A 19,560-nucleotide genomic window follows, 5' to 3' on the forward strand; every position below is an offset into this window, starting at 1 on the left:
CGAGTGTATCGATCTGGTGATCGCTCAGGGCGCTGAACAACACACCCGGCATCGCTTGTATCGCATCAATGGCCGCCATCATGATGATTCCCGTTGGCTTAGCCTGATGACGCGTCATTCCTTGTTATTGCTCATCGGAATCATCGAACTGGTGGTAGATGAGGGCGGCGGAGAGCACCCCCGGCATGGCCTGAATGGCATCAATGGCATCCATGATGGGACGCTGGCTGGGCCCCTCCAGGGTCACCACCAGCTTGCCTTCGTCGCTGACGGCGTGGATCTCGGCCCCTTCAAGGGCGCCAATCTGCTGGGCGAGCTGGTGACGCAAGGGAGGTTGGGTCAGCACCACCAGGCTAGATACGTGGAACTCCGCTTTTTTCATGTCGCTGTTCATCTCGCTTTCCAACTTGCTCATCCTTGCTAGGGTGGTCGGCACCGGGACATCTGTCGGGGGGCCGAGCCGCGGTTAAAGTCCGCTATTAGTCAGTCTTCTCACCATATGGTGTGCTGATTTTTATGCTTGAAACGGGACAATCTGCCACACAAGCGCCGCAGCCGTTACAGAGATCGGTGTCTATGTCCGGGGTCGGCACACGTCCCAACTGGGGAGAAAACCGGATAGCCCGCGGCTCACAACTGTCCTGGCAGCGCTGGCAGAAAACCTGTTCATGGGCCAGACAACCGACCTCGATATGGGCCACATAGTGCCAGGCCACCTCGGTGGTCGGACGAAACAGCGGCTGCGTGCACGCAGACACACAGTCGGTGCAGAAGGTGCACTCCCCCAACTGGAAGTTCACCGTAGGAAAGCCACCGTCTCCCTTCACCAGGATCTGCTCGGGGCAGGCGGTGAGGCAGTCGCCGCAACGGGTGCAATCGGCCACGAAATCGGCCCAGGGAATGGACCACGGCAACTGCACCTCGGGCGCAGACGCACTCAGTCGACCTCGAAACAGACCACGGCGTGACAGGTTGACCCCATCCGGCATATTGCTTCCTCTTCGCAGATACAAGACTCGAGTGCAGACTAGGTGACTGGTATTTTTAATACCAATTATAAGCGTGGGTGTATATTGCGGCCCTGACAAATTAAGGGATATACCACCTGGGAGATAAACAAGGGGGATTCTTGCGCTGGATCAAACCCTTGGCGCAAGAAAGCAACAGAGGGGTAGATTAAAATACCCCTATGTGAGGATTGCTTATTAATCGATGGCTATTTTGAACGGCAGCTGAACATTTCAGCCGCCGATGGAAGCCAGATGAGGCGTCATGCCGGCATTGCCTTCATGGAGACGATGAGTGGCGACCTTGCTGCCGAGGGCGGAGCGGATCCGCAGCTGCAACTCCTCCTGCTGGGCGTCTGCGGCGAGCAGATCCCGCAGCTCCACCCCATGGTCTCCAAACAGACACAGATGCAACTTGCCGACCGAGGAGACCCGCAGTCGATTGCAGCCGGCACAGAAATCCTTGCTGTAGGGCATGATGAGCCCCACCCCGCCTTGGGATTGCGGGTGCATGAATACCTGGGCCGGGCCATCGTCCACCCCGCGCAGCTGCTGAATCCAACCACTGGCGAGCAGTTGCTGCTTGATGAGCTCGCCACTGGCGTGGTGATCGCGAAACAGGCTGTCCATCTCTCCGGTCTGCATCAGTTCGATGAAACGCAGCTCGATGGGCTTGTGCTTGATCCAGGCCAGAAACGCATCCAGCTGCTGATCGTTGAGCCCCTTGAGCAGCACCGCATTGATCTTCACCGATTTGAAGCCGGCGGCCAGTGCGGCCTCAATCCCCTCCATCACCTCGGCCAGCTTGTTCTCGCCGGTGATCTGGTGAAACTGGCGCGGATCCAGGCTGTCGACGCTGACATTGAGCGCCGTCAGGCCCGCATCGAACCACTCCTGCGCCCGCTCTTTCAGGCGATAGCCATTGGTGGTCATGGCCACCTTCTCGATGCCGGGCGTATTGGCCACGGTCTCGATGATCTGTGTGAAATCACGGCGCAAGGAGGGCTCGCCCCCGGTCAGACGCACCTTGCGGGTGCCCATGGCGGCAAAGCCGGAGACGACTCGACGGATCTCCTCTTGCGAGAGAAACGATTTACGCCCATCGGGGCGATAACCATCGGGCAGGCAGTAGGTACAGCGGAAATTGCAGACGTCGGTGACCGACAGCCGCAAATAGTAAAAACGACGGGAAAAACCATCTTCAAGTGGCAACATAAACACCTTTCCAAATACGGGAGGCCAGGGCATTTCTTTCCTGACCCTTACAGCTCGGCTGTTGACGATCGACAACCGGCTGACGGCTGTTTCCCCCTATCTCAAGGACTTAGGCAAAACAGCTCGGAGTTCATCTAGTTTTTCGATGCTAGCACAAGTTGGAGTACACTCCCATGCTACTTTGTGGGGTTATTGCCTGAAGCGAGGGAAACCAGTCGGCATGGAAAAATGGTTCAAAGTGCATTCCGTCAGCAGCGCCATTGGCCGCTCCATGGTGCTCATCCTGTTCATGGCGAGCCTGATCGCCGTAGTGGCCATGGTCACCCTGTTCTATTCGGTGCCCGATGCCAAGGCCATCAACCTGTCGGGATCCCTGCGGATGCAGGCCTATCGTATGGCCTACGAAATCGAGAAGGATCAGGTCGTGCTCGGCCGGCTTGCCCAGTTCGAGCAGACCCTGCATGCCCCCGAGTTACAGGAGACCCAGCGCTGGATCACGCCCGCCGCCCTGCGCCGCACCTATGGCGAGGTATTACTGCAATGGCAGGTGATGCGCGAGCACATCGAGAATGCCACCCCCAGACGTTACACCGACAATACCGAGCAGTTCGTCGCCGCCATCGATGACTTCGTCAATCAGATGCAGTACCACGTCGAGTTCAAGGTGCGCATGCTGGCGCTGGCCGAAGGCCTGGGCTTGCTCTCCATCATCACCATCGCCTGGTTCACGGTGCGCTTCACCCGCCAGCAGGTGGTCGCCCCGCTCAATCAGCTGGTCTATTGCGCCCGTCAGATCCAGCGCCAGGAGTTCGATCTGGCGCTGCCGCCTCACTGTGACAACGAGCTGGGGGAGCTGTCAGGCGCCTTTGCCACCATGGCGGATGAACTCGGCAAGCTCTATCGGGAACTGGAGAGCAAGGTCGAGGAGAAGACCGCCAAGCTGCAACAGGCCAACGACACCCTCTCCTTCCTCTACTCGACGGCCCAGAAGCTGCATGCCGCGCCGCTGAGCCGACGCACCCTGCTCAAGCTGCTGGAGCGAGCGGCCGCTCACCAGCACATCGACTACATCCGGCTGACCCGCTTCGAGCATAACGCCATGCCGGTCTATATCACTGGCCGCAAGGGCTGGCCCGGGGATCTCGATGCCGTGGTGAGCTTCTATCTGCAGATGGACGACTTGGAGTACGGGCGGCTCGACATGATAAGCGATCACCCCATAGACGAGCGGCTGATGAAGAACTTCTCCATGCTGCTGGCCCAGGTGCTGCACAAGGATCAGACCCTACTGCAGCATCAGCGCCTGCTGCTGATGGAGGAGCGCGCCGTCATCGCCCGTGAACTGCACGACTCGTTGGCCCAGGCGCTCTCCTACCTCAAGATCCAGTCCACCCTGCTCAAGCGCTCCGTCGCCAAGGGGGATAATGTGAAGGCCGAGGCCGCCATGCAGCAGATCGACGAGGGGCTCGGTAATGCCTATACCCAGCTGCGCGAGCTGCTCGGTACCTTCCGCCTCAGCATAGGTGACGCCAATCTGGGAGAGGCCATCGCGGTCATGCTGGAGCAGCTCAAGCCACAAACCAAAGCCGACATCCGGCTCCAATACGGTCTGTCCGATACCGATCTAGAAGCAGGGCAACATATTCACATCCTGCAACTGATCCGTGAGGCAGTGCTCAATGCCATCAAACATGCAGGCGCACAGCGCATTGAGGTTAGCTGTGAGACCCTGGCTGATGGTAACATTCAGGTTCAGATTTCAGATGATGGTGTCGGAATAGGGGGCGCGAGCTCCGCGGTCAATCACTACGGGCTCAGCATCATGAACGAGCGCGCCAGCAAGTTGCACGGTCAGCTGGCCATCAGTGAACCACCGTCCGGAGGCACCCGTGTACACCTGACCTTTCCCACCAGCCTAACAAGAGACGCCTGATGGACGAGATGAAATATAGTGTTCTGGTCGTGGATGACCATCCCCTGATGCGCAAAGGGATTGTGCAACTGTTGGAACTGGAAGATAACATCGAAGTGATCGGTGAAGCCTCCAACGGTACCGATGCAGTGGCCATGGCCAAGGCATCCGAACCCGACCTGATCCTGCTCGATCTCAACATGAAGGGACTGTCCGGTCTCGATACCCTCAAGGCGCTGCGGGCCGAAGAGGTGACCTCCCGGGTGGTGATCCTGACTGTCTCCGATGCTCGTCAGGATGTGGTTGCCCTGCTCAAGGCCGGTGCAGACGGTTATCTGCTCAAGGACACCGAGCCCGATATGTTGCTGGGCCAGCTGGCCGATGTGATGACCGGCAAGCAGATCCTGAGCGAGCCGCTGCGTCCTTATCTCGAGAACATCTACGAGCTGGATCATCTGCAGCAGAAGCTGGAAAGCCTGACTCGCCGCGAGATGCAGATCCTGCGCGAGATTGCCAAGGGGCTCTCCAACAAGCAGGTCGCCTCCGTGCTCCATATTTCTGAGGGGACGGTCAAGGTGCACGTGAAGAGCCTGCTGAAGAAACTCGAGGCTCAGAGCCGGGTGGAAGCCGCCGTCATGTATCTGGAGCAGCGCAACTAGACTGCCAGGCATATCCGGGGCACCGCCGGAACACGGACTTGGCATAGCGCCCAGGCTGTATAGATGCCCAAATAAGGCCCCGCTGCGTCGGGGCCTTTTGCTAGGCCCTTGTTATACACCTCCATCCACCAGCAGCATGAAATACTACACCCTCGCCTGTTCGCTATTGAGTTAGTGCATTATTATTTTCAGGCAACCACAAATGAAGGATGGGCGGCATGACTACCACACAGATCGAACTGGTACAAAAGGCTTGGGGCAAGGTCACTGCACTGAATACCAGCTATGTGCTGGAGGTGTATGAGGAGTTGTTTCGACTGTCGCCAGAATTGATCAACCTGTTTCCCGATCCTGTGGGAATGCCAATTGCCAAGGTCTCCGAGACCCTGAATACGGTGATCACCAGCCTGGAGCAACTGGATGCCCTGGGCTTTATCATTCGGGATCTCGGTCGCCGCCATCAAAAATTCAACGTGCAGCCACACCAGTTCGCGCTGTTGAAGCAGGCGATGACGATTGTACTGGCACGGCGCCTGGGGGAAAATTTCAAACCTGAACTGGCCGCAGCCTGGTCCCAGATGTATGACGAGGTCTCGGCCTTGATGCTGGAAGGGCTGAACCAGCGCACCGCATCAATCACCTAACCCCTCTTCGGCCTCATCCCAGACAGATCCCCCAAAAAAACAGATAACCGTTGCAGCGCATTCTGCATGGGAATCATTTGCAATATGCGAACAATTCCCCATTCTGCAGACGGGTCATGTTCGAGCCCCTAGCGAGTCACTTGTATCCAGCCCAACTTTTGATCTTGTTGATATCACCAATAAAATATAACTACATGATTTTAAACAGTTATTAAGACCGCTCAGTCTTTAATAGACACTATGTGCTGATTTCTCTCTCCCTCTGGCACAGTCACTGCATTGTCATATTCAGATGCGACTTATCGGAGGACGGAACATGAAACTTCAACCCTTGGCACTGTTCCCTTTGCCCTCACACATACTGCCGGGCGGGAAACTCCCCCTGCGCCTGTTCGAGCCACGCCACCTACAGATGCTCAAAGAGTCGTTCATCGATGAACGGGGTTTTGGCATCGTCATGGAGGAGACGACCAGCACGGGGAGCTGCGGGCGGATCCTGCCGGTTGGCACTCGCGTCAAGGTGACTGATTTCTATACCCTTAATGATGGTTTGCTTGGCGTTACCGTGCTTGGTCTGGAACGGTTTTCCATTCATGAGATGGAAACGGACGAAACCGGTTTGCGTCATGCCATGGTGGAGACACTGCCCAACTGGCCGAGTGCCCATTCGGATTTCAGTGACACCACCCTGGTGAGTCGATTGAGAGAAGTCTTTGAACAATATCCTGAACTGGATGAACTCTATCCGGACAAGCAGTTTGACGATGCGGCCTGGCTCTGCCAACGCTGGCTAGAGATCCTGCCCATGCCGATCTATGAAAAACAGATGTTGATTGCCAAACAAAACAGTGAAGCGGCGCGCCAGTTCTTGCGCCGACTGATCGCACAGTGAGTCAATAATGACGTTGCAAAATGCGAAAATTCTTACAATGAAAATACTAAATTCGCATTTTGCAACGAGCTGGCACGGTAACTATGTCATTGCTCAGCTACAAGCCGCAAAAACCAGTTATTACAAGTTGGCACGAATTTTTCATATGAATTGTGTACAACCCGATTTATCCCGTGCTCTCTTCAGTATTTGCTGAAGAATTGGTCAACCACTAGGTTGACCATTTTTTTATCTACATTAAGTGCTTACTGTCCCACAGTGGCGTTGTAAGCAACTGCGCAGCCGGACCAGGCTGATGGGTTTGGCCAGGAAGTCGTCCATGCCCTGCGCTAAGCAACGAGCCCTATCTTCCAACATGGCATTGGCCGTCAACGCGACGATCGGTACCTCACAGCCCATCTCACGCAAGCGCCGAGTCGCCTCCAGCCCATCCATATACGGCATCCTCATATCCATCAAGATGAGATCGGGTCGCCGCTCGCTGACCTGCGCCAACGCCTCCAGGCCATTGGCCGCCAGCCGAACCCGGCACACCAGCTTTTGCAACATGAGCGACACCACCAGCTGATTGACCGGACTGTCTTCCACTACCAGGACATCCAGATCCAGCGCGGAGACATCATCGATGACAGGGTTGAGCGGATCAACACGGGTTGCCGCCATGTCGGGCAATTCGAACCAGAAACAGCTGCCTTGGCCCGGCGTGCTATGCAGGCTAATCTCCCCGCCCATCAACTGCACCAGTCGACGGCTGATGGCAAGCCCGAGACCGGAGCCTGAGAAGCGGCGGCTGGCCGAATTGTCGACCTGAACAAACGGCTCGAATAGCAACGCCTGATCCTCGAGGGCAATCCCGATCCCCGTATCGGTCACCGACACCCGCAGCCGTCCATCCTGCCATCCCAGCGCCAGTTGCACGCTACCGGCCGCGGTAAACTTCACCGCATTGCCGAGCAGATTGCCGATCACCTGGGATAAGCGGACCGGGTCACCCTGTAGTTGATCCGGCACTGTCGCCGCCAGTTGCCAATGCAGCTGAATGCCCTTGGCATGCGCTTGCGCCTGTAAGGGTTCCACCAGAGCCTGACACAGCTGAGCGGGGTGCAGTGGCTCACAATGCAGCGCCAGGGTATGAGACTCTATCTTCGAAAAATCCAGGACATCATCGATGATGGTTTGCAGCAGATGAGCCGAATGAGTGGCATGGCCAAGCAGGGCCTGCTGCGGGGTTTCGAGTTGCCCATGTTGCAGCAGATCCAGCATCCCCAGTACCGCATTCATGGGAGAGCGGATCTCGTGAGTCATCATCGCCAGAAACTGTGACTTGGCGCGGTTGGCCGTCTCGGCGTCATCCCGGGCGCGCGCCAGCTCCTGCTCCCGGCGGATCTGGTTGCCGATCTCCCGTGCCGTGCCCCGATAACCGACAAAGGCGCCACCGGTATCAAAGCAGGGCTCGGCGTTGATCTCCATCCAGCAAGGACCCTCGGCCAGTCTCACCTGGGCTCGCATCGCTCGCACTGGCAGGTGACCGGTGATCAGACGCCGATACTTGCCCCATTCGGGATCCCGCTTGTCATGGGCAAAATCATAGAGACTACGGCCCGCCTGGCGGGCGAGCAGCTCCCTTTGATAACCCGGGGCCGACACATAACTGAGCCTGTGCTCGGGATCTGTCTCCCAGAACCAGTCCGAGGCCATGGCGGCGAAGCTGCGAAAACGCTGTTCACTGGCCTGCAGGGCGAGGGTCTTGAGTTCGACCTGCTCCTGCAATCGAGCCCGGTAGGCGATATTGACCAGCGCTTGAGAGATAAGGGGACGACAGCGCTGCATCGCCGCCTTGCTCTTGAGATCGAAGGTGCCCACTGTGCCGTGACGACAGATGAGGACACCGGTAAAACCTGGGGCCTGCAGCCCCGTCAGCATGACGCTGGCCCACCCAGAGGAACCCGCAAGGGGCGCCAGTTCAGGCAGTTGGGAGGGGTCGTAGATGACCAGGGTTTCTCCCGCAATGGCGCGCGAGAAGAGCGGTGTCAGTGACCAGGGTCGGCCCATCTCCTCGAGGTCTGTGCTGAGATGGGTAGTGCCGCTCGACGGGCCCCAGGCCACCACATCCGCGTGCTCAAAGCCGATAAAGGGTTTGAGCGCCTGAATGAGGCTGTCCAGTACCTGCTCCAGGCTCTGGGCATCGGCCAACGTCGCCACCCCGCACAGCAAGGCCTGGGACTCCTGGCGATATTTGGCCTCCCGCTCCCGGCAACGCATCAGCTCTACCAGCGTGGTCTGCAGTTTGTCACCCAGAGCTTCGAGTTCGGAATTGCCTATCATCTTGTGTCCAACACCGTGTCAGCTATCGAGGAAGATTACGCTCGATACCATGAGGTTGCCATGCGCCAGCTCGCCATGGGGCAGCCGGCCCTGCTCACCAAAGGTAAATGGCGTGATAAAGGGGATCTCTCCCAACTGACTGCGAAACTGGTCGACCACATCGTTCAGCCCCTCCCCCAGAGCCAGACGGCAGCCCGCGCAGAATACCACCAGCGCACCGAACGGCTGCAGGCCACCCGCCATGCCATATTCGGGCTCGATACGCACCGCATTCAGGCTGCGTTGCAGCAACCCCTCCTGACTGCTGTACATTAACTGCAGCCGCTCTCCCAGCCGGGTTTCGGTAAACAGCCGCAGCCCTTCCCGCTCGGTCACGGCCTCGGGATGAGAAAGCTTGTAATAAGGCATGTCATCGAGCGTTCCGACTTGACGCGCCAACGGGGAGAGCGTCGCCTCCTTCAGGATGGGTCCCACCCGCCAGGGTATCTTGCGCTCAGTCCAGCGGGCATACACCCGGGCAGCAGGCTCGTGATCTATGGTCAGCACCTCGCGCCCATCCAGCGCGGTAATGGTGCCATGCCGCTCGGTGGGCACATAGCCGGAGTGAAACTGGAAGGCCAGCTGGCAATCAGGGTAGAGCACCGCCAGCACGGCGCCCTGCTGGCTCTCCCCCTCATCCCAGCACAGTTGCCATTCCCCCGTCACGCCATCATCCGCCGCCGAGCCACCGACGACGGGAACCGTCGTGCCAAACTCGGCTTCGATCCCCGCCAGCATGACCTCTTCCAGCCCGGGACTGGTATGCAACAAGATGAGTGGCGGCAGCTCACCCGGGCGCCCACCATCGGCGATGGCGCTACGTAGCAGTTGGCGCACATCCAGCGTTTCTCCCGCCTGTCCCGCCACGCCATAGGCGCCCTTGTCATCATAAAGGGCGGCCACGGCCAGACTCCACCCTTGCTGAGCATGATGGCCTGCCTGGGTCATGATCCCCCCACAGGAGCTACAACCAATGAGACGGCAATCTGGAAAATGGGATTTGAGTGCGCGGCGCAGTACCGCAGCATCATGAGCTTGGGTAAAATAGACCAGCAACAGCGACGGGGAATGAGATGATTGAGCGAGCAGCCGCTCACTTATCTGTCGGGCGGCCAGCAGGGTCGTATCTGCAAGAGAGTGAGCCGTCAGGAAGTTCAACACCATCTCCTAGTGATATGCGATGCAGGTTGTAAGCAAAAATCATACCCTTATCAAATGATTACCTGGCCACATTGGCTAGAATGGTTCTCACAGACCCACCCACAGGATGGCTGCATGTGGCAGAAAAATATCAGTAATTTTGACCGGGTTGTGGCCATCGGTGGTGGCCACGGCATGGGCCGAGTGCTCTCTTCCCTCTCGTTTCTAGGGCGACGGCTGACCGGCATCGTCACCACCACGGATGACGGCGGCTCGACCGGACGCTTGCGCAAGAGCCAGCAGTGTATAGCCTGGGGCGATCTGCGCAATTGCCTCAATCAGCTGGTGACCGATCCCAGCCTCGGCAGCCTGTTGTTTGAATACCGCTTCAATGGCAAAGGCGAGCTGGCGGGTCACAACCTCGGCAACCTGATGCTGCTGGCGCTCGACAATCTCTGTGTTCGCCCACTGGAGGCCATCCGGCTCATCAGTGACATGCTGAAAATAGAGCCCCAGCTATTGCCCATGTCTGAGCAGCCCACCGATCTGTGCGCCCATACCGTCTGTGGCGATCAGATCCTGGGAGAGGTGTCCATCGATCAGCTTGTCACACCACCACGCGCCTTGAGCCTGAGCCCAACCGTTCCGGCCACTCAAGAAGCCGTGCAGGCCTTGAACCAGGCCGACATGATTATCCTCGGGCCTGGCAGCTTCCTCACCTCCGTCATGCCTCCCCTGCTGCTCAGCGAGGTGGCCACTGCCATTCGTGACAGCAAGGCCATCGTCGTCTTCATCTGCAATCTGGTCGCCGAAGAGGGGCCGGCCGGTCAGCTGACACTGCTCAATCAATATCGCTGGCTGGAAGAGAGGATCGGTCGTGGCAGAGTCGACGCCATACTGGCGCCCGAAGGCCATACAGCCCCCGAGCTGGCGGACTGCCTTGTCCAGGCCGATCTGGGGGAGGCAGCCCTTCCCCATCGCCACGATCGCCTCAAGCTAAGACAGGCACTGGATGGGGTGATCCAGGGCTGGCACGCCCGGCATTACAAGGCAGGGTAAACCCGCACTCAGTGATAGCGGGCCAGATGAGTGAAAACCTGGGGCAAGGAGTGCTCCAGCTGTATCAGCAGCTGGCCAGCATCCTCCGCGTCCTCCCGTCGACAGGCGAGCTCCAGCGCCACCACCTGTCGGTAGCTGGGCTCGGCACCATAACTGCCACAGGACGACTTCATACTGTGAGCCAGACGAGCAAGCGCGGACCAATCCCGCTGCTCGTACAGTGGCCTTAACTGGGCGAGTTGCTCACCCACTTCCTCGACAAATACCGAGATGACGACTGGCATCATCTCCTGACCAATATCTTCTGCCAGTTGCCGCAGCACTTTCTGATCCAGCCACTCCATCTTTTATTCCCTTTGATGGTATCCAAACAGACCACAATATAGTCGATTCTCACCCATGCTGTCATCCGCCAGCAGCGGCAGCACCGGTCACTTTCTTCATCACTGCCATAATGTGAGCCAGCTCAAGTTATCGAAAAATAGGAATGCGAAAGGACAACATAATTGTTGCCACAAAATTAACATTAAAATAACAATATGAGTCATGAGAATGATGCGGCTCAGCAACACCTCTCTCATCCCTTTTTGCCTGTATGGCTGCTGCGAAGAACCAGGGTAGGATTCTACCCTGGTATTTTTTTATCTCGAATTCGGTCAGTTATGGGGCGGCGTTGCCCAGTACCTGTTCACCCAACCGGAACAGACAGAACTCCCCTGCCGTCATCTTGACCCAGTCTTCATTGCCGGTCAGCGGCCGGGTCGCCACCAGAGTGACCACGTCGTCTGGGGTGGTTTCGCTCTGGAAGTCGATGGCCACGTCTTCATCCAGCAAGCGGGCCTCGCCAAAGGGGGCTCTGCGGGTGAGCCAGTAGAGGTTGTTGCTGCAATAGGTCATCACAAACTCCCCATCCGACAGCAGCATGTTGAACACGCCCAATCCACGCAACTCGTCACACAGGCTCGCCAGATAACGGAACATGGCCGGGAAGTTGGCCGGGCGCTTGGGGTATTTCTGCTCGAGTTGGCCGAGCAGCCAGCAGAAGGCATGCTCGCTGTCGGTATCGCCAACCGGACGGTGACGCCCGGTTGCCAGCTTCTTGTAGCCGGTCAACTGACCGTTGTGGGCGAAGGTCCAGTAACGGCCCCACAGCTCACGGGTGAAGGGATGAGTATTTTCCAATGATACGCAGCCCCGGTTGGCCTGCCGGATATGGCTGACCACGGCGCGGCTCTTGATGGGCAGCGCCTGCACCAGCTTGGCGATAGGTGACTGGGCGCTGGGCTCGGGATCCTTGAAGGTACGAAAGCCGCGTCCCTCATAGAAGGTGATGCCCCAGCCGTCCTTGTGGGGCCCTGTCTTGCCACCGCGCAGCATCAGTCCGGTAAAACTGAAGCAGATGTCGGTCGGCACATTGGCACTCATGCCGAGCAGTTCGCACATATCCAGTTCACTCCCCAATGGCTTGAGCAACGCTTCTTCACTTAGCAACTTTGGCCGGATGTGTGAGCCTCAACACCATCGGCATGGCCGCCGGCAGTGCCCCTCCGGCAGATTTCTGTGATTACTTGGCCATCTCTTTCTCGACCAGCTGGATCAGGATATGGATCACCTTGATGTGTATTTCCTGAATGCGGTCGGCATAGCCAAAATGCGGCACCCGGATCTCGATATCTGCCAGGCCGGCCATCTTGCCGCCATCCTTGCCAGTCAGCGCGATCACCTTCATGCCCTTGGCGTGAGCCGCCTCGATGGCCTTGAGGATGTTGCCGGAGTTGCCGCTGGTGGAGATGCCGAGCAGCACGTCACCACGACGACCGACCGCTTCCACGTAACGGGAGAAGACATAGTCGTAGCCAAAGTCATTGGAGACGCAGGAGAGGTGGCTCGGATCCGAGATGGCGATGCCGGCGTAACCGGGGCGGTTTTCCCGGTAACGGCCAGTCAATTCTTCGGCAAAATGCATAGCATCACAGTGGGAACCACCATTACCACAGGAGAGTACCTTGCCTTCCTGCTTGAAGGAGTCGGCCAGCAGACGGGCGGCCGCTTCGATGTTCTTCAGGTTCTGCTCATCGGCCAGGAATACCTGGAGCACGCTGGCAGCTTCGGTCAATTCATTGCGGATAAGTTCTTGGTACATGGTCTCTGATGTCTCTTTTATAGGGTCCAACATAGGGTGCCCCATTGTCGCACAAGCCAATCCCGCCGTCGCCCCCCGCCCACCACAGCGGCAAGAGGGTGTGTTAACTCGCTCACAGCCGGGAGGTAACGCAGTTGTAAACACCTTGATAATTTTGTGCGTATGAATTACAACAGAGACCACATCCAACAGGTCAGACCTCTGGATCAGTTCAAGCCCTTCTCACCCAATGTTGGCAACTCATGCAAGGAGCAAAAAATGATGACGACCCTCACTCTGCTCGGAGTGATCCTGGTGATCGGTGCCATGGCTTATCGCCGGGCGTCGCTGCTTACCTCTACGCTTGCCACGGCCGCGGCTCTGGTCATAGGCACCCTCTATGGCCATGTCCCCCTGCTGGTGTGGGTACTGTTTGCCCTGGTTGCCATCCCGTTGAATCTGGTGGAGTTTCGTCGTAATCAGCTGACCAAACCCCTGTTCAAGATCTACAAGTCCATCATGCCGGAGATGTCTCGTACCGAGAAAGAAGCCATCGAAGCGGGCACCACCTGGTGGGAAGCGGATCTCTTTGCCGGTAACCCGAACTGGAAGAAACTGCACGCCATTCCGGTCAGCACCCTCAGCGCCGAAGAGCAGGCCTTCATGGATGGCCCGGTAGAAACCGTGTGTCACATGGTCAACGACTGGGAAGTGACCCATGAGCGCGCCGATCTCTCCCCTGAGGTGTGGCAGTATCTGAAGGACCACAAGTTCTTCGCCATGATCATCAAGAAGAAATACGGCGGGCTGGAATTCTCTGCCTACGCCCAGTCTTGTGTACTGCAGAAACTGTGCGGCGCCAGTGCCGTGCTCGCCTCTACCGTCGGCGTGCCCAATTCGCTGGGCCCGGGTGAACTGCTGCAGCACTATGGTACCGAAGAGCAGAAAGACCACTACCTGCCGCGCCTGGCGATTGGCAAAGAGATCCCCTGTTTCGCCCTGACCAGCCCGGAGGCAGGCTCGGACGCCGGCTCCATCCCGGACTTTGGCATCGTCACCAAGGGTGAGTGGGAAGGAGAAGAGGTGCTTGGTATGCGCCTGACCTGGAACAAGCGCTACATCACGCTCGCCCCGATCGCCACCGTGCTGGGACTGGCGTTCAAGCTACGCGATCCGGATCACCTGCTGGGTGAAGAAGAAGAGCTCGGCATCACCTGCGCCCTGATCCCGACCCACATCAAGGGAGTCGAGATCGGCCGTCGTCACTTCCCGCTCAACGTGCCGTTCCAAAATGGCCCGACCCGCGGCGAAGAGGTATTTGTTCCGCTCGACTTCATCATCGGTGGCCCGGCCATGGCCGGCCAGGGCTGGCGCATGCTGGTCGAGTGTCTCTCGGTCGGCCGCGGCATCACCCTGCCCTCCAACAGCACCGGCGGCGTCAAAATGCTGGCCCTGGCGAGCGGCGCCTACAGCCGTATCCGCCGCCAGTTCAAGCTGCCCATAGGCAAGATGGAAGGCATCGAAGAGCCGCTGGCTCGCCTGGGTGGCAACGCCTACATCATGGGCGCCGCCGCCAAGCTGACGGTGACCGGCATCGATCTGGGGGAAAAACCCTCGGTCATCTCCGCCATCGTCAAGTATCACCTGACCGATCGTGCCCAGAAGTGCGTCATCGATGCCATGGACATCCACGGCGGCAAGGCGATCTGCATGGGCCCGAACAACTACCTGGCCCGTGGTTATCAGGGTGCCCCCATCGCCGTCACCGTCGAGGGTGCCAACATCCTGACCCGCAGCATGATCATCTATGGTCAGGGCGCCATCCGCTGCCACCCCTATGTGTTGCCGGAGATGCTGGCCGCCAGCCATCCGGACAAGGAGCAAGCGCTGAAAGAGTTCGACAAGGCGATGTTCAGCCACGTCGGTTTCGCCATCAGCAACCTGGTGCGCAGCTTCTGGCTCGGCCTGACCGGTGCCAAGCTGGCAGCGGCGCCGTTCAAGGATCAGACCAAGGGCTACTACCAGCAACTGACCCGACTCTCCGCCAACCTGGCCTTCCTGTCCGACATGGCGATGGGCACTCTGGGTGGTGAGCTTAAGCGTAAAGAGCGAGTCTCTGCCCGCCTCGGCGACGTGCTGAGCCAGCTCTATCTCGCCTCCAGCGCCCTCAAGCGCTATCAGGACGAGGGTCGCCAGCAGGCGGATCTGCCGCTGCTGCACTGGGCGCTGCAAGACGCCATGTTCAAGGCACAGGAAGCCATTGACGAGCTGCTGCGCAACTTCCCGAACCGCTGGATTGGGCTGGCCCTACGCGTCATCGTGTTGCCGCTGGGTCGTGATCTGAAACGTCCGAGCGACAAGCTGGACCAACAGGTTGCCCGTCTGCTGCAGACACCGAGTGCCACCCGTGACCGTCTGGCCGAAGGCCAGTATCTCACCCGCGAGGAGGGCAACCCCTTCGGTCTGCTGGAGCAGGCGCTCGATGACGTACTGGCCGCAGAGCCACTGTTCGAGAAGATCTGCAAGGCTGACGGCCGCAAGCGCCCCTTCACCCAGCTGGACAAGGTGGCCGACGAGGGTCTGGCGCTGGGCGTCATCAACCAGGCCGAGGCCGAGTTGCTGCGCCGCGCCGAGCAGAGCCGCTTGCACACCATCAACGTCGATGATTTCGATCCTGTCGACCTGGTTGCCAACAAGGCAATGTTCGAACCCTCGGCCTATCACCGAGCGGCCTGAACCCACCGTTAAATGCTCAAACGCCTCCCTTGTGGAGGCGTTTTTCATGGGGCCATCACCAGGTCGACCAGAGGCAAGAGAAGAGACACCCGCTGGATCATATTTTGGTTATCTATCCGTTTCCTATCTTTAATGAAGCGGTTAATGTAAGCACAGGATCACAAACAGGATTGCATAATGGATGATCAAATCCTGATTATTGACGACGACGATCTGCCCCAGCCCAAGCCGCGATCCGGCGGTTGGAAGGTGATGATCGTGGACGATGAGCCCGAAGTACATCGCATCACCAAGATCACCCTGAGCAAATTTGAATTCGACGGCAAGCCCATCGATTTTCTGCACGCCTATTCGGCCGCCGAGGCCAAGGTGCTGCTCGCCGCCACCCCGGATGTCGCCCTGCTGCTGCTCGATGTGGTGATGGAGGCCGATCATGCGGGCCTGGATGTGGTGAAGTTCGTACGCGATGAACTGCAGAACAAGATGGTGCGCATCGTGTTGCGTACCGGTCAGCCCGGCCAGGCGCCGGAGGACGATGTCGTCACCAACTACGACATCAATGACTACAAAGACAAGACCGAACTCACCTCCCAGAAGCTGCGCACCCTGCTGCGCGCCAGCCTGCGCTCCTACCGGGATATCCGCACCCTGGAGAGCAATCGACAGGGGCTGGAGAAGGTCATCGAAGCCTCCAAGGGGATCTTCGAGCAGCGGGCGCTGCGCCAGTTCGTCGAAGGGGCCCAGACCCAGCTCAGTGCCCTGCTCAACCTGGAAGAATCCCAGATCTATGATGTGAAGCATCTGGCCTACGAGGTGCGGGATCAGATGCTCGAGCCGCTGCTCGCCGACGAACCCTCGATCCGGCTGAGCGAGGCGCCCGTCATCCTGCGCCGGGCCATGACCAAGGGGGCCAATGTCTACGACGGCAACCAGCTGGTGCTCTACTGCCAGAATGCCCGCCACCATCTGCTGTTTCATATCGAGACCACACGCCCGCTCAACCAGATGGATACCGGTCTGCTAAGTCTGTTTACCGAGAACATCATAGTGGCGCTGGAAAACATCCGGCTCAACGAGGTGATCGGTGACAACCAGCGCGAGATCATCTATCGCATCGGCGAACTGGTGGAGACCCGCTCCAAGGAGTCTGGCCTGCACGTCAAGCGGGTAGCGCTCTATACCGAGCTATTCTGCCAGTTGCTCGGCATGAACGAGGAGCGCTGCGAGCTCATCAAACGCGCCTCGCCCTTGCACGATATCGGCAAGGTGGGGATCCCGGATGCCATCTTGCACAAGCCGGGCAAGCTCACTCCCGAGGAGTGGGAGATCATGAAGACTCACGCCCAGCTGGGGCAGGACATGCTCTCCGGCAGCGATCTGGCGCTGTTCCAGATAGGCGCCACCATCGCCGGCAGCCACCATGAGAAATGGAACGGCAGCGGCTACCCTCGTGGGCTTGAGGGCAATAGCATCCCGCTGGAAGGGCGGGTCGTGGCGCTGGCGGACGTGTTCGATGCGCTGGGCTCGGATCGCTGCTACAAACAGGCCTGGCCGCTGGATCGGGTGCTCGAGCTCATCGAAGCCGAGCGTGGCCAGCACTTCGATCCCCAGTTGGTGGACCTGATGCTGACCAATCTGGACAAGTTTCTCGACATTCGCGATCAGCACAAGGATACCTACATCGGGGCGCACTGATCGACGCGACTTGCCGTCGATACCCCCACAAAAAAGCCGCCCGATGGGGCGGCTTTTTTACCATGTGCTCTGCGCTATTGCTCCGGCAGATTGAGATCCAGCTTGAGCGAGGGCGCCGCACTTTCACTCTGCGCCTTCTGCGCCGCCATGGCCTTGTGCAGGGTCCGGCGTTTTTGCTGCAAGAGAAATCCCCCTGCTCCCAGCAGGATCAGCAGTCCAGCACCCGCGCCCAGGGCCCAGGGCAACCAGGCGCGACTCTCCTGCGCCTCAAACTTGGCCTTGGCCGGTATCACGGTCGCCGGCGCCGCGGAGGGCGGCGGGGGCAGCACTGGCAGGATGTTGAACGACTTGACCGGCAGTTGCAGCTGTATTTCACGGCCCAATCGGGTCGTACCAAACAGGGTCGCCTCGACCTTGTACTGGCCCACCGCCTTGAGCGCCGAGAGATCGACCTCCATTCTGGGCTCGCTCGCCACGGCATTGAACGGCTGACTGGCCCCGGTGCTGTTGGCGGCCTTGCCCTGGATAACCACGGAGGCCGGATCCAGCTCGTCGGCGTCAATGATGAAGGAGAGCTTGGCCCCCATCTCGCCAGAGGGGGCGGCCAGGTTGTAACTCACAGGCATCGGATAGAGCAGCACCTGCTGGGACTGGGCACGGGAGAACACCTGGTTGCCGGTACTGTAAAGCGCACGGTACTTGCCAGCCGGCATGTCCAGCACGGCGTCGGCGGTCATGACGCCATCACCCGGTACCTCATCGAGCCCCTTGCCGTCATCCAGATAGTGGCCCAGGGTCTCCTCGACCAGAGGCTCCCCGCTCTGCTCCGCATTGTTGAACTGTTGCAGCTTCACCGTCATGCCCAGATCGGTGAGGTAATAGTCCGCACCGGGCGCCGCGCCATCGATCAGCAAGCGGGACTGGAGCTTGACCCTTTCTCCCTGATAGAGCCGGCTCGGCAGCGGCTCGCTCTCGACCCGGATGTCGGACAGCAGCCGCACCCTGTTGTCGGGATCCACTCCTCCGATGGCCTGCCAGGGGCCCGGCATGGGATCCCGTACCGTGATGAGATCCTGGCTCGGCAGCGCCAGCCAGCCCACGTCCGGTGGTGTCACCTTGCCGACATAGAGCTTGCTGCCATCGGGTCGCACCAGGATCACCGAAGGGGTGCCCGGCTTGCGCTTGATGATGAAGGTGATCTCTTTGACCCCATAATCGATGCGAAAGCGATTATCGAGCAGGGGAATGTCGGAGGGGGCAAACACTTCGTTGGCCGTCACCGAAAGCGAGAGCGTCGCCAGCAGCAGCCCTCCCCAAAATGGACTCATTGCCGCCACAGGCAGGCGCCTCCTTTCTTTTGCACCAGATCGAGCCGCGCCTCGTGAGCAGCCAACATCTCGTCATTGGCGCGCACTACCTTGAGTGCTGGGCGGTTACTCTCCAGCCGACGGATGCTAGTGTCCTGATTGCTGTCATTCTCACTGCTCTCATTGGCCAGATTGAGCTTGGTCTGGCCACCGGTCATCAGCAGGTAGACGTCTGCCAGGATCTCCGCATCGAGCAAGGCCCCGTGCAGGGTACGGTGGGAGTTGTCGATGCCGTAGCGATCGCACAGCACATCCAGGTTGTTGCGCTTGCCGGGGAAGAGGTCCCGCGCCATCGCCAGGGTATCGGTGATGCTGCAGATATCCGCCGTCTTGAAGTCAAGGCCGAGCTTGCTGAACTCGTAGTCCATGAAGCCCACGTCAAAGGGCGCATTGTGGGCGATGAGCTCGGCGCCGCGGATGAACTCGATGAAATCATCGGCTATCTGGCTAAAGGCGGGTTTGTCCACCAGGAAGGCATCGGTAATGCCGTGCACCTGGATGGCCTCGGGATCCACCAACCTATCCGGCTTGATGTAGACATGGAAATGATTGCCGGTCAGTTTGCGGTTGATCACCTCCACACAGCCGATCTCGATGATACGGTGTCCGAGGTAGACGGGACCGCCTGCCGTGTTCATACCTGTGGTTTCAGTATCCAGAATAACGATCCTATTAGACATATTTTGTAACCCCACTCTAGATAACTAAACCATTAATCCAATAATATCATGCAATTAGATTAAGATCA

Annotated in this window: 17 protein-coding genes and 1 riboswitch; of the genes, 7 read left to right on the forward strand and 10 right to left on the reverse strand. The window is 58.8% G+C overall.

Annotated elements, in window-relative coordinates; genetic code table 11:
• Window positions 1-124: 124 nt before the first annotated feature.
• From BN1137_RS10510 to moaA, 3 genes are all read right to left on the reverse strand, one after another.
• Entirely contained in the window at window positions 125-415 is a 291-nt protein-coding gene (locus BN1137_RS10510) for a chaperone NapD (protein ID WP_050718550.1), read from the reverse strand.
• A 64-nt stretch (window positions 416-479) separates the two neighbouring features.
• Window positions 480-989 carry a ferredoxin-type protein NapF gene (gene napF / locus BN1137_RS10515; protein WP_050718551.1) on the reverse strand — a complete coding sequence of 170 codons (510 nt, stop codon included), beginning with the start codon at window positions 987-989 and terminating at the stop codon, window positions 480-482.
• A gap of 252 nt (window positions 990-1,241) precedes the next feature.
• Complete coding sequence (gene moaA, locus BN1137_RS10520; protein ID WP_050718552.1) at window positions 1,242-2,222, reverse strand: GTP 3',8-cyclase MoaA; 981 nt, start codon at window positions 2,220-2,222, stop codon at window positions 1,242-1,244.
• Window positions 2,210-2,363: riboswitch (molybdenum cofactor riboswitch) on the reverse strand. Its footprint overlaps the gene before it by 13 nt.
• A gap of 79 nt (window positions 2,364-2,442) precedes the next feature.
• On the opposite strand from moaA, the gene narQ reads away from it, so the two are divergent.
• The 4 genes from narQ to BN1137_RS10540 all read left to right on the forward strand — a co-directional run bounded on the left by narQ (window position 2,443) and on the right by BN1137_RS10540 (window position 6,329).
• Window positions 2,443-4,155, forward strand: coding sequence for a nitrate/nitrite two-component system sensor histidine kinase NarQ (gene narQ, locus BN1137_RS10525; RefSeq protein ID WP_050718553.1), 1,713 nt, complete (start codon window positions 2,443-2,445; stop codon window positions 4,153-4,155).
• On the forward strand, window positions 4,155-4,793 hold the full coding sequence (gene narL / locus BN1137_RS10530; protein ID WP_050718554.1) for a two-component system response regulator NarL: 639 nt from the start codon (window positions 4,155-4,157) through the stop codon (window positions 4,791-4,793). Before narQ ends, narL begins: the two co-directional genes overlap by 1 nt.
• Before the next feature lie 218 nt (window positions 4,794-5,011).
• A complete protein-coding gene (locus tag BN1137_RS10535) occupies window positions 5,012-5,437 on the forward strand; it encodes a globin domain-containing protein (protein ID WP_050718555.1) in 426 nt (141 codons plus the stop codon).
• Window positions 5,438-5,753: 316 nt separating this feature from the next.
• A complete protein-coding gene (locus tag BN1137_RS10540) occupies window positions 5,754-6,329 on the forward strand; it encodes an LON peptidase substrate-binding domain-containing protein (RefSeq protein WP_050718556.1) in 576 nt (191 codons plus the stop codon).
• Window positions 6,330-6,566: 237 nt separating this feature from the next.
• Here BN1137_RS10540 and BN1137_RS10545 read toward each other — a convergent pair whose 3' ends face one another.
• Window positions 6,567-8,654, reverse strand: coding sequence for an ATP-binding protein (locus tag BN1137_RS10545; RefSeq protein WP_050718557.1), 2,088 nt, complete (start codon window positions 8,652-8,654; stop codon window positions 6,567-6,569).
• Between the two features lie 18 nt (window positions 8,655-8,672).
• On the reverse strand, window positions 8,673-9,857 hold the full coding sequence (locus BN1137_RS10550) for an FIST signal transduction protein (protein ID WP_050718558.1): 1,185 nt from the start codon (window positions 9,855-9,857) through the stop codon (window positions 8,673-8,675).
• 111 nt (window positions 9,858-9,968) lie between these two features.
• Between BN1137_RS10550 and BN1137_RS10555 the strand changes: the two genes are divergently transcribed.
• Window positions 9,969-10,892, forward strand: a complete 924-nt coding sequence (locus BN1137_RS10555) for a gluconeogenesis factor YvcK family protein (RefSeq protein ID WP_050718559.1) — start codon at window positions 9,969-9,971, stop codon at window positions 10,890-10,892.
• Between the two features lie 8 nt (window positions 10,893-10,900).
• Here BN1137_RS10555 and BN1137_RS10560 read toward each other — a convergent pair whose 3' ends face one another.
• The 3 genes from BN1137_RS10560 to lpcA all read right to left on the reverse strand — a co-directional run bounded on the left by BN1137_RS10560 (window position 10,901) and on the right by lpcA (window position 13,035).
• Window positions 10,901-11,236, reverse strand: a complete 336-nt coding sequence (locus BN1137_RS10560; protein WP_050718560.1) for an Hpt domain-containing protein — start codon at window positions 11,234-11,236, stop codon at window positions 10,901-10,903.
• 316 nt (window positions 11,237-11,552) lie between these two features.
• Window positions 11,553-12,335, reverse strand: a complete 783-nt coding sequence (locus BN1137_RS10565) for a class II glutamine amidotransferase (protein WP_050718561.1) — start codon at window positions 12,333-12,335, stop codon at window positions 11,553-11,555.
• Between the two features lie 121 nt (window positions 12,336-12,456).
• Entirely contained in the window at window positions 12,457-13,035 is a 579-nt protein-coding gene (gene lpcA / locus BN1137_RS10570) for a D-sedoheptulose 7-phosphate isomerase (protein WP_050718562.1), read from the reverse strand.
• Between the two features lie 258 nt (window positions 13,036-13,293).
• On the opposite strand from lpcA, the gene fadE reads away from it, so the two are divergent.
• Together fadE and BN1137_RS10580 are read left to right on the forward strand one after the other, a co-directional pair.
• Window positions 13,294-15,750, forward strand: coding sequence for an acyl-CoA dehydrogenase FadE (gene fadE / locus BN1137_RS10575; protein ID WP_050718563.1), 2,457 nt, complete (start codon window positions 13,294-13,296; stop codon window positions 15,748-15,750).
• Window positions 15,751-15,927: 177 nt separating this feature from the next.
• Complete coding sequence (locus BN1137_RS10580) at window positions 15,928-17,445, forward strand: HD domain-containing phosphohydrolase (protein ID WP_050718564.1); 1,518 nt, start codon at window positions 15,928-15,930, stop codon at window positions 17,443-17,445.
• 74 nt (window positions 17,446-17,519) lie between these two features.
• On the opposite strand, the gene BN1137_RS10585 is transcribed toward BN1137_RS10580, so the two are convergent.
• Together BN1137_RS10585 and dnaQ are read right to left on the reverse strand one after the other, a co-directional pair.
• On the reverse strand, window positions 17,520-18,773 hold the full coding sequence (locus tag BN1137_RS10585; RefSeq protein ID WP_050718565.1) for a TIGR03503 family protein: 1,254 nt from the start codon (window positions 18,771-18,773) through the stop codon (window positions 17,520-17,522).
• The gene (gene dnaQ, locus BN1137_RS10590; protein WP_050718566.1) at window positions 18,770-19,492 is read right to left on the reverse strand and encodes a DNA polymerase III subunit epsilon; all 723 of its coding nucleotides are present in this window, start codon (window positions 19,490-19,492) and stop codon (window positions 18,770-18,772) included. Before dnaQ ends, BN1137_RS10585 begins: the two co-directional genes overlap by 4 nt.
• Window positions 19,493-19,560: the final 68 nt, after the last annotated feature.

The organism is Aeromonas tecta (assembly GCF_000820185.1).
GTDB classification, from domain to species: Bacteria; Pseudomonadota; Gammaproteobacteria; order Enterobacterales; family Aeromonadaceae; genus Aeromonas; species Aeromonas tecta.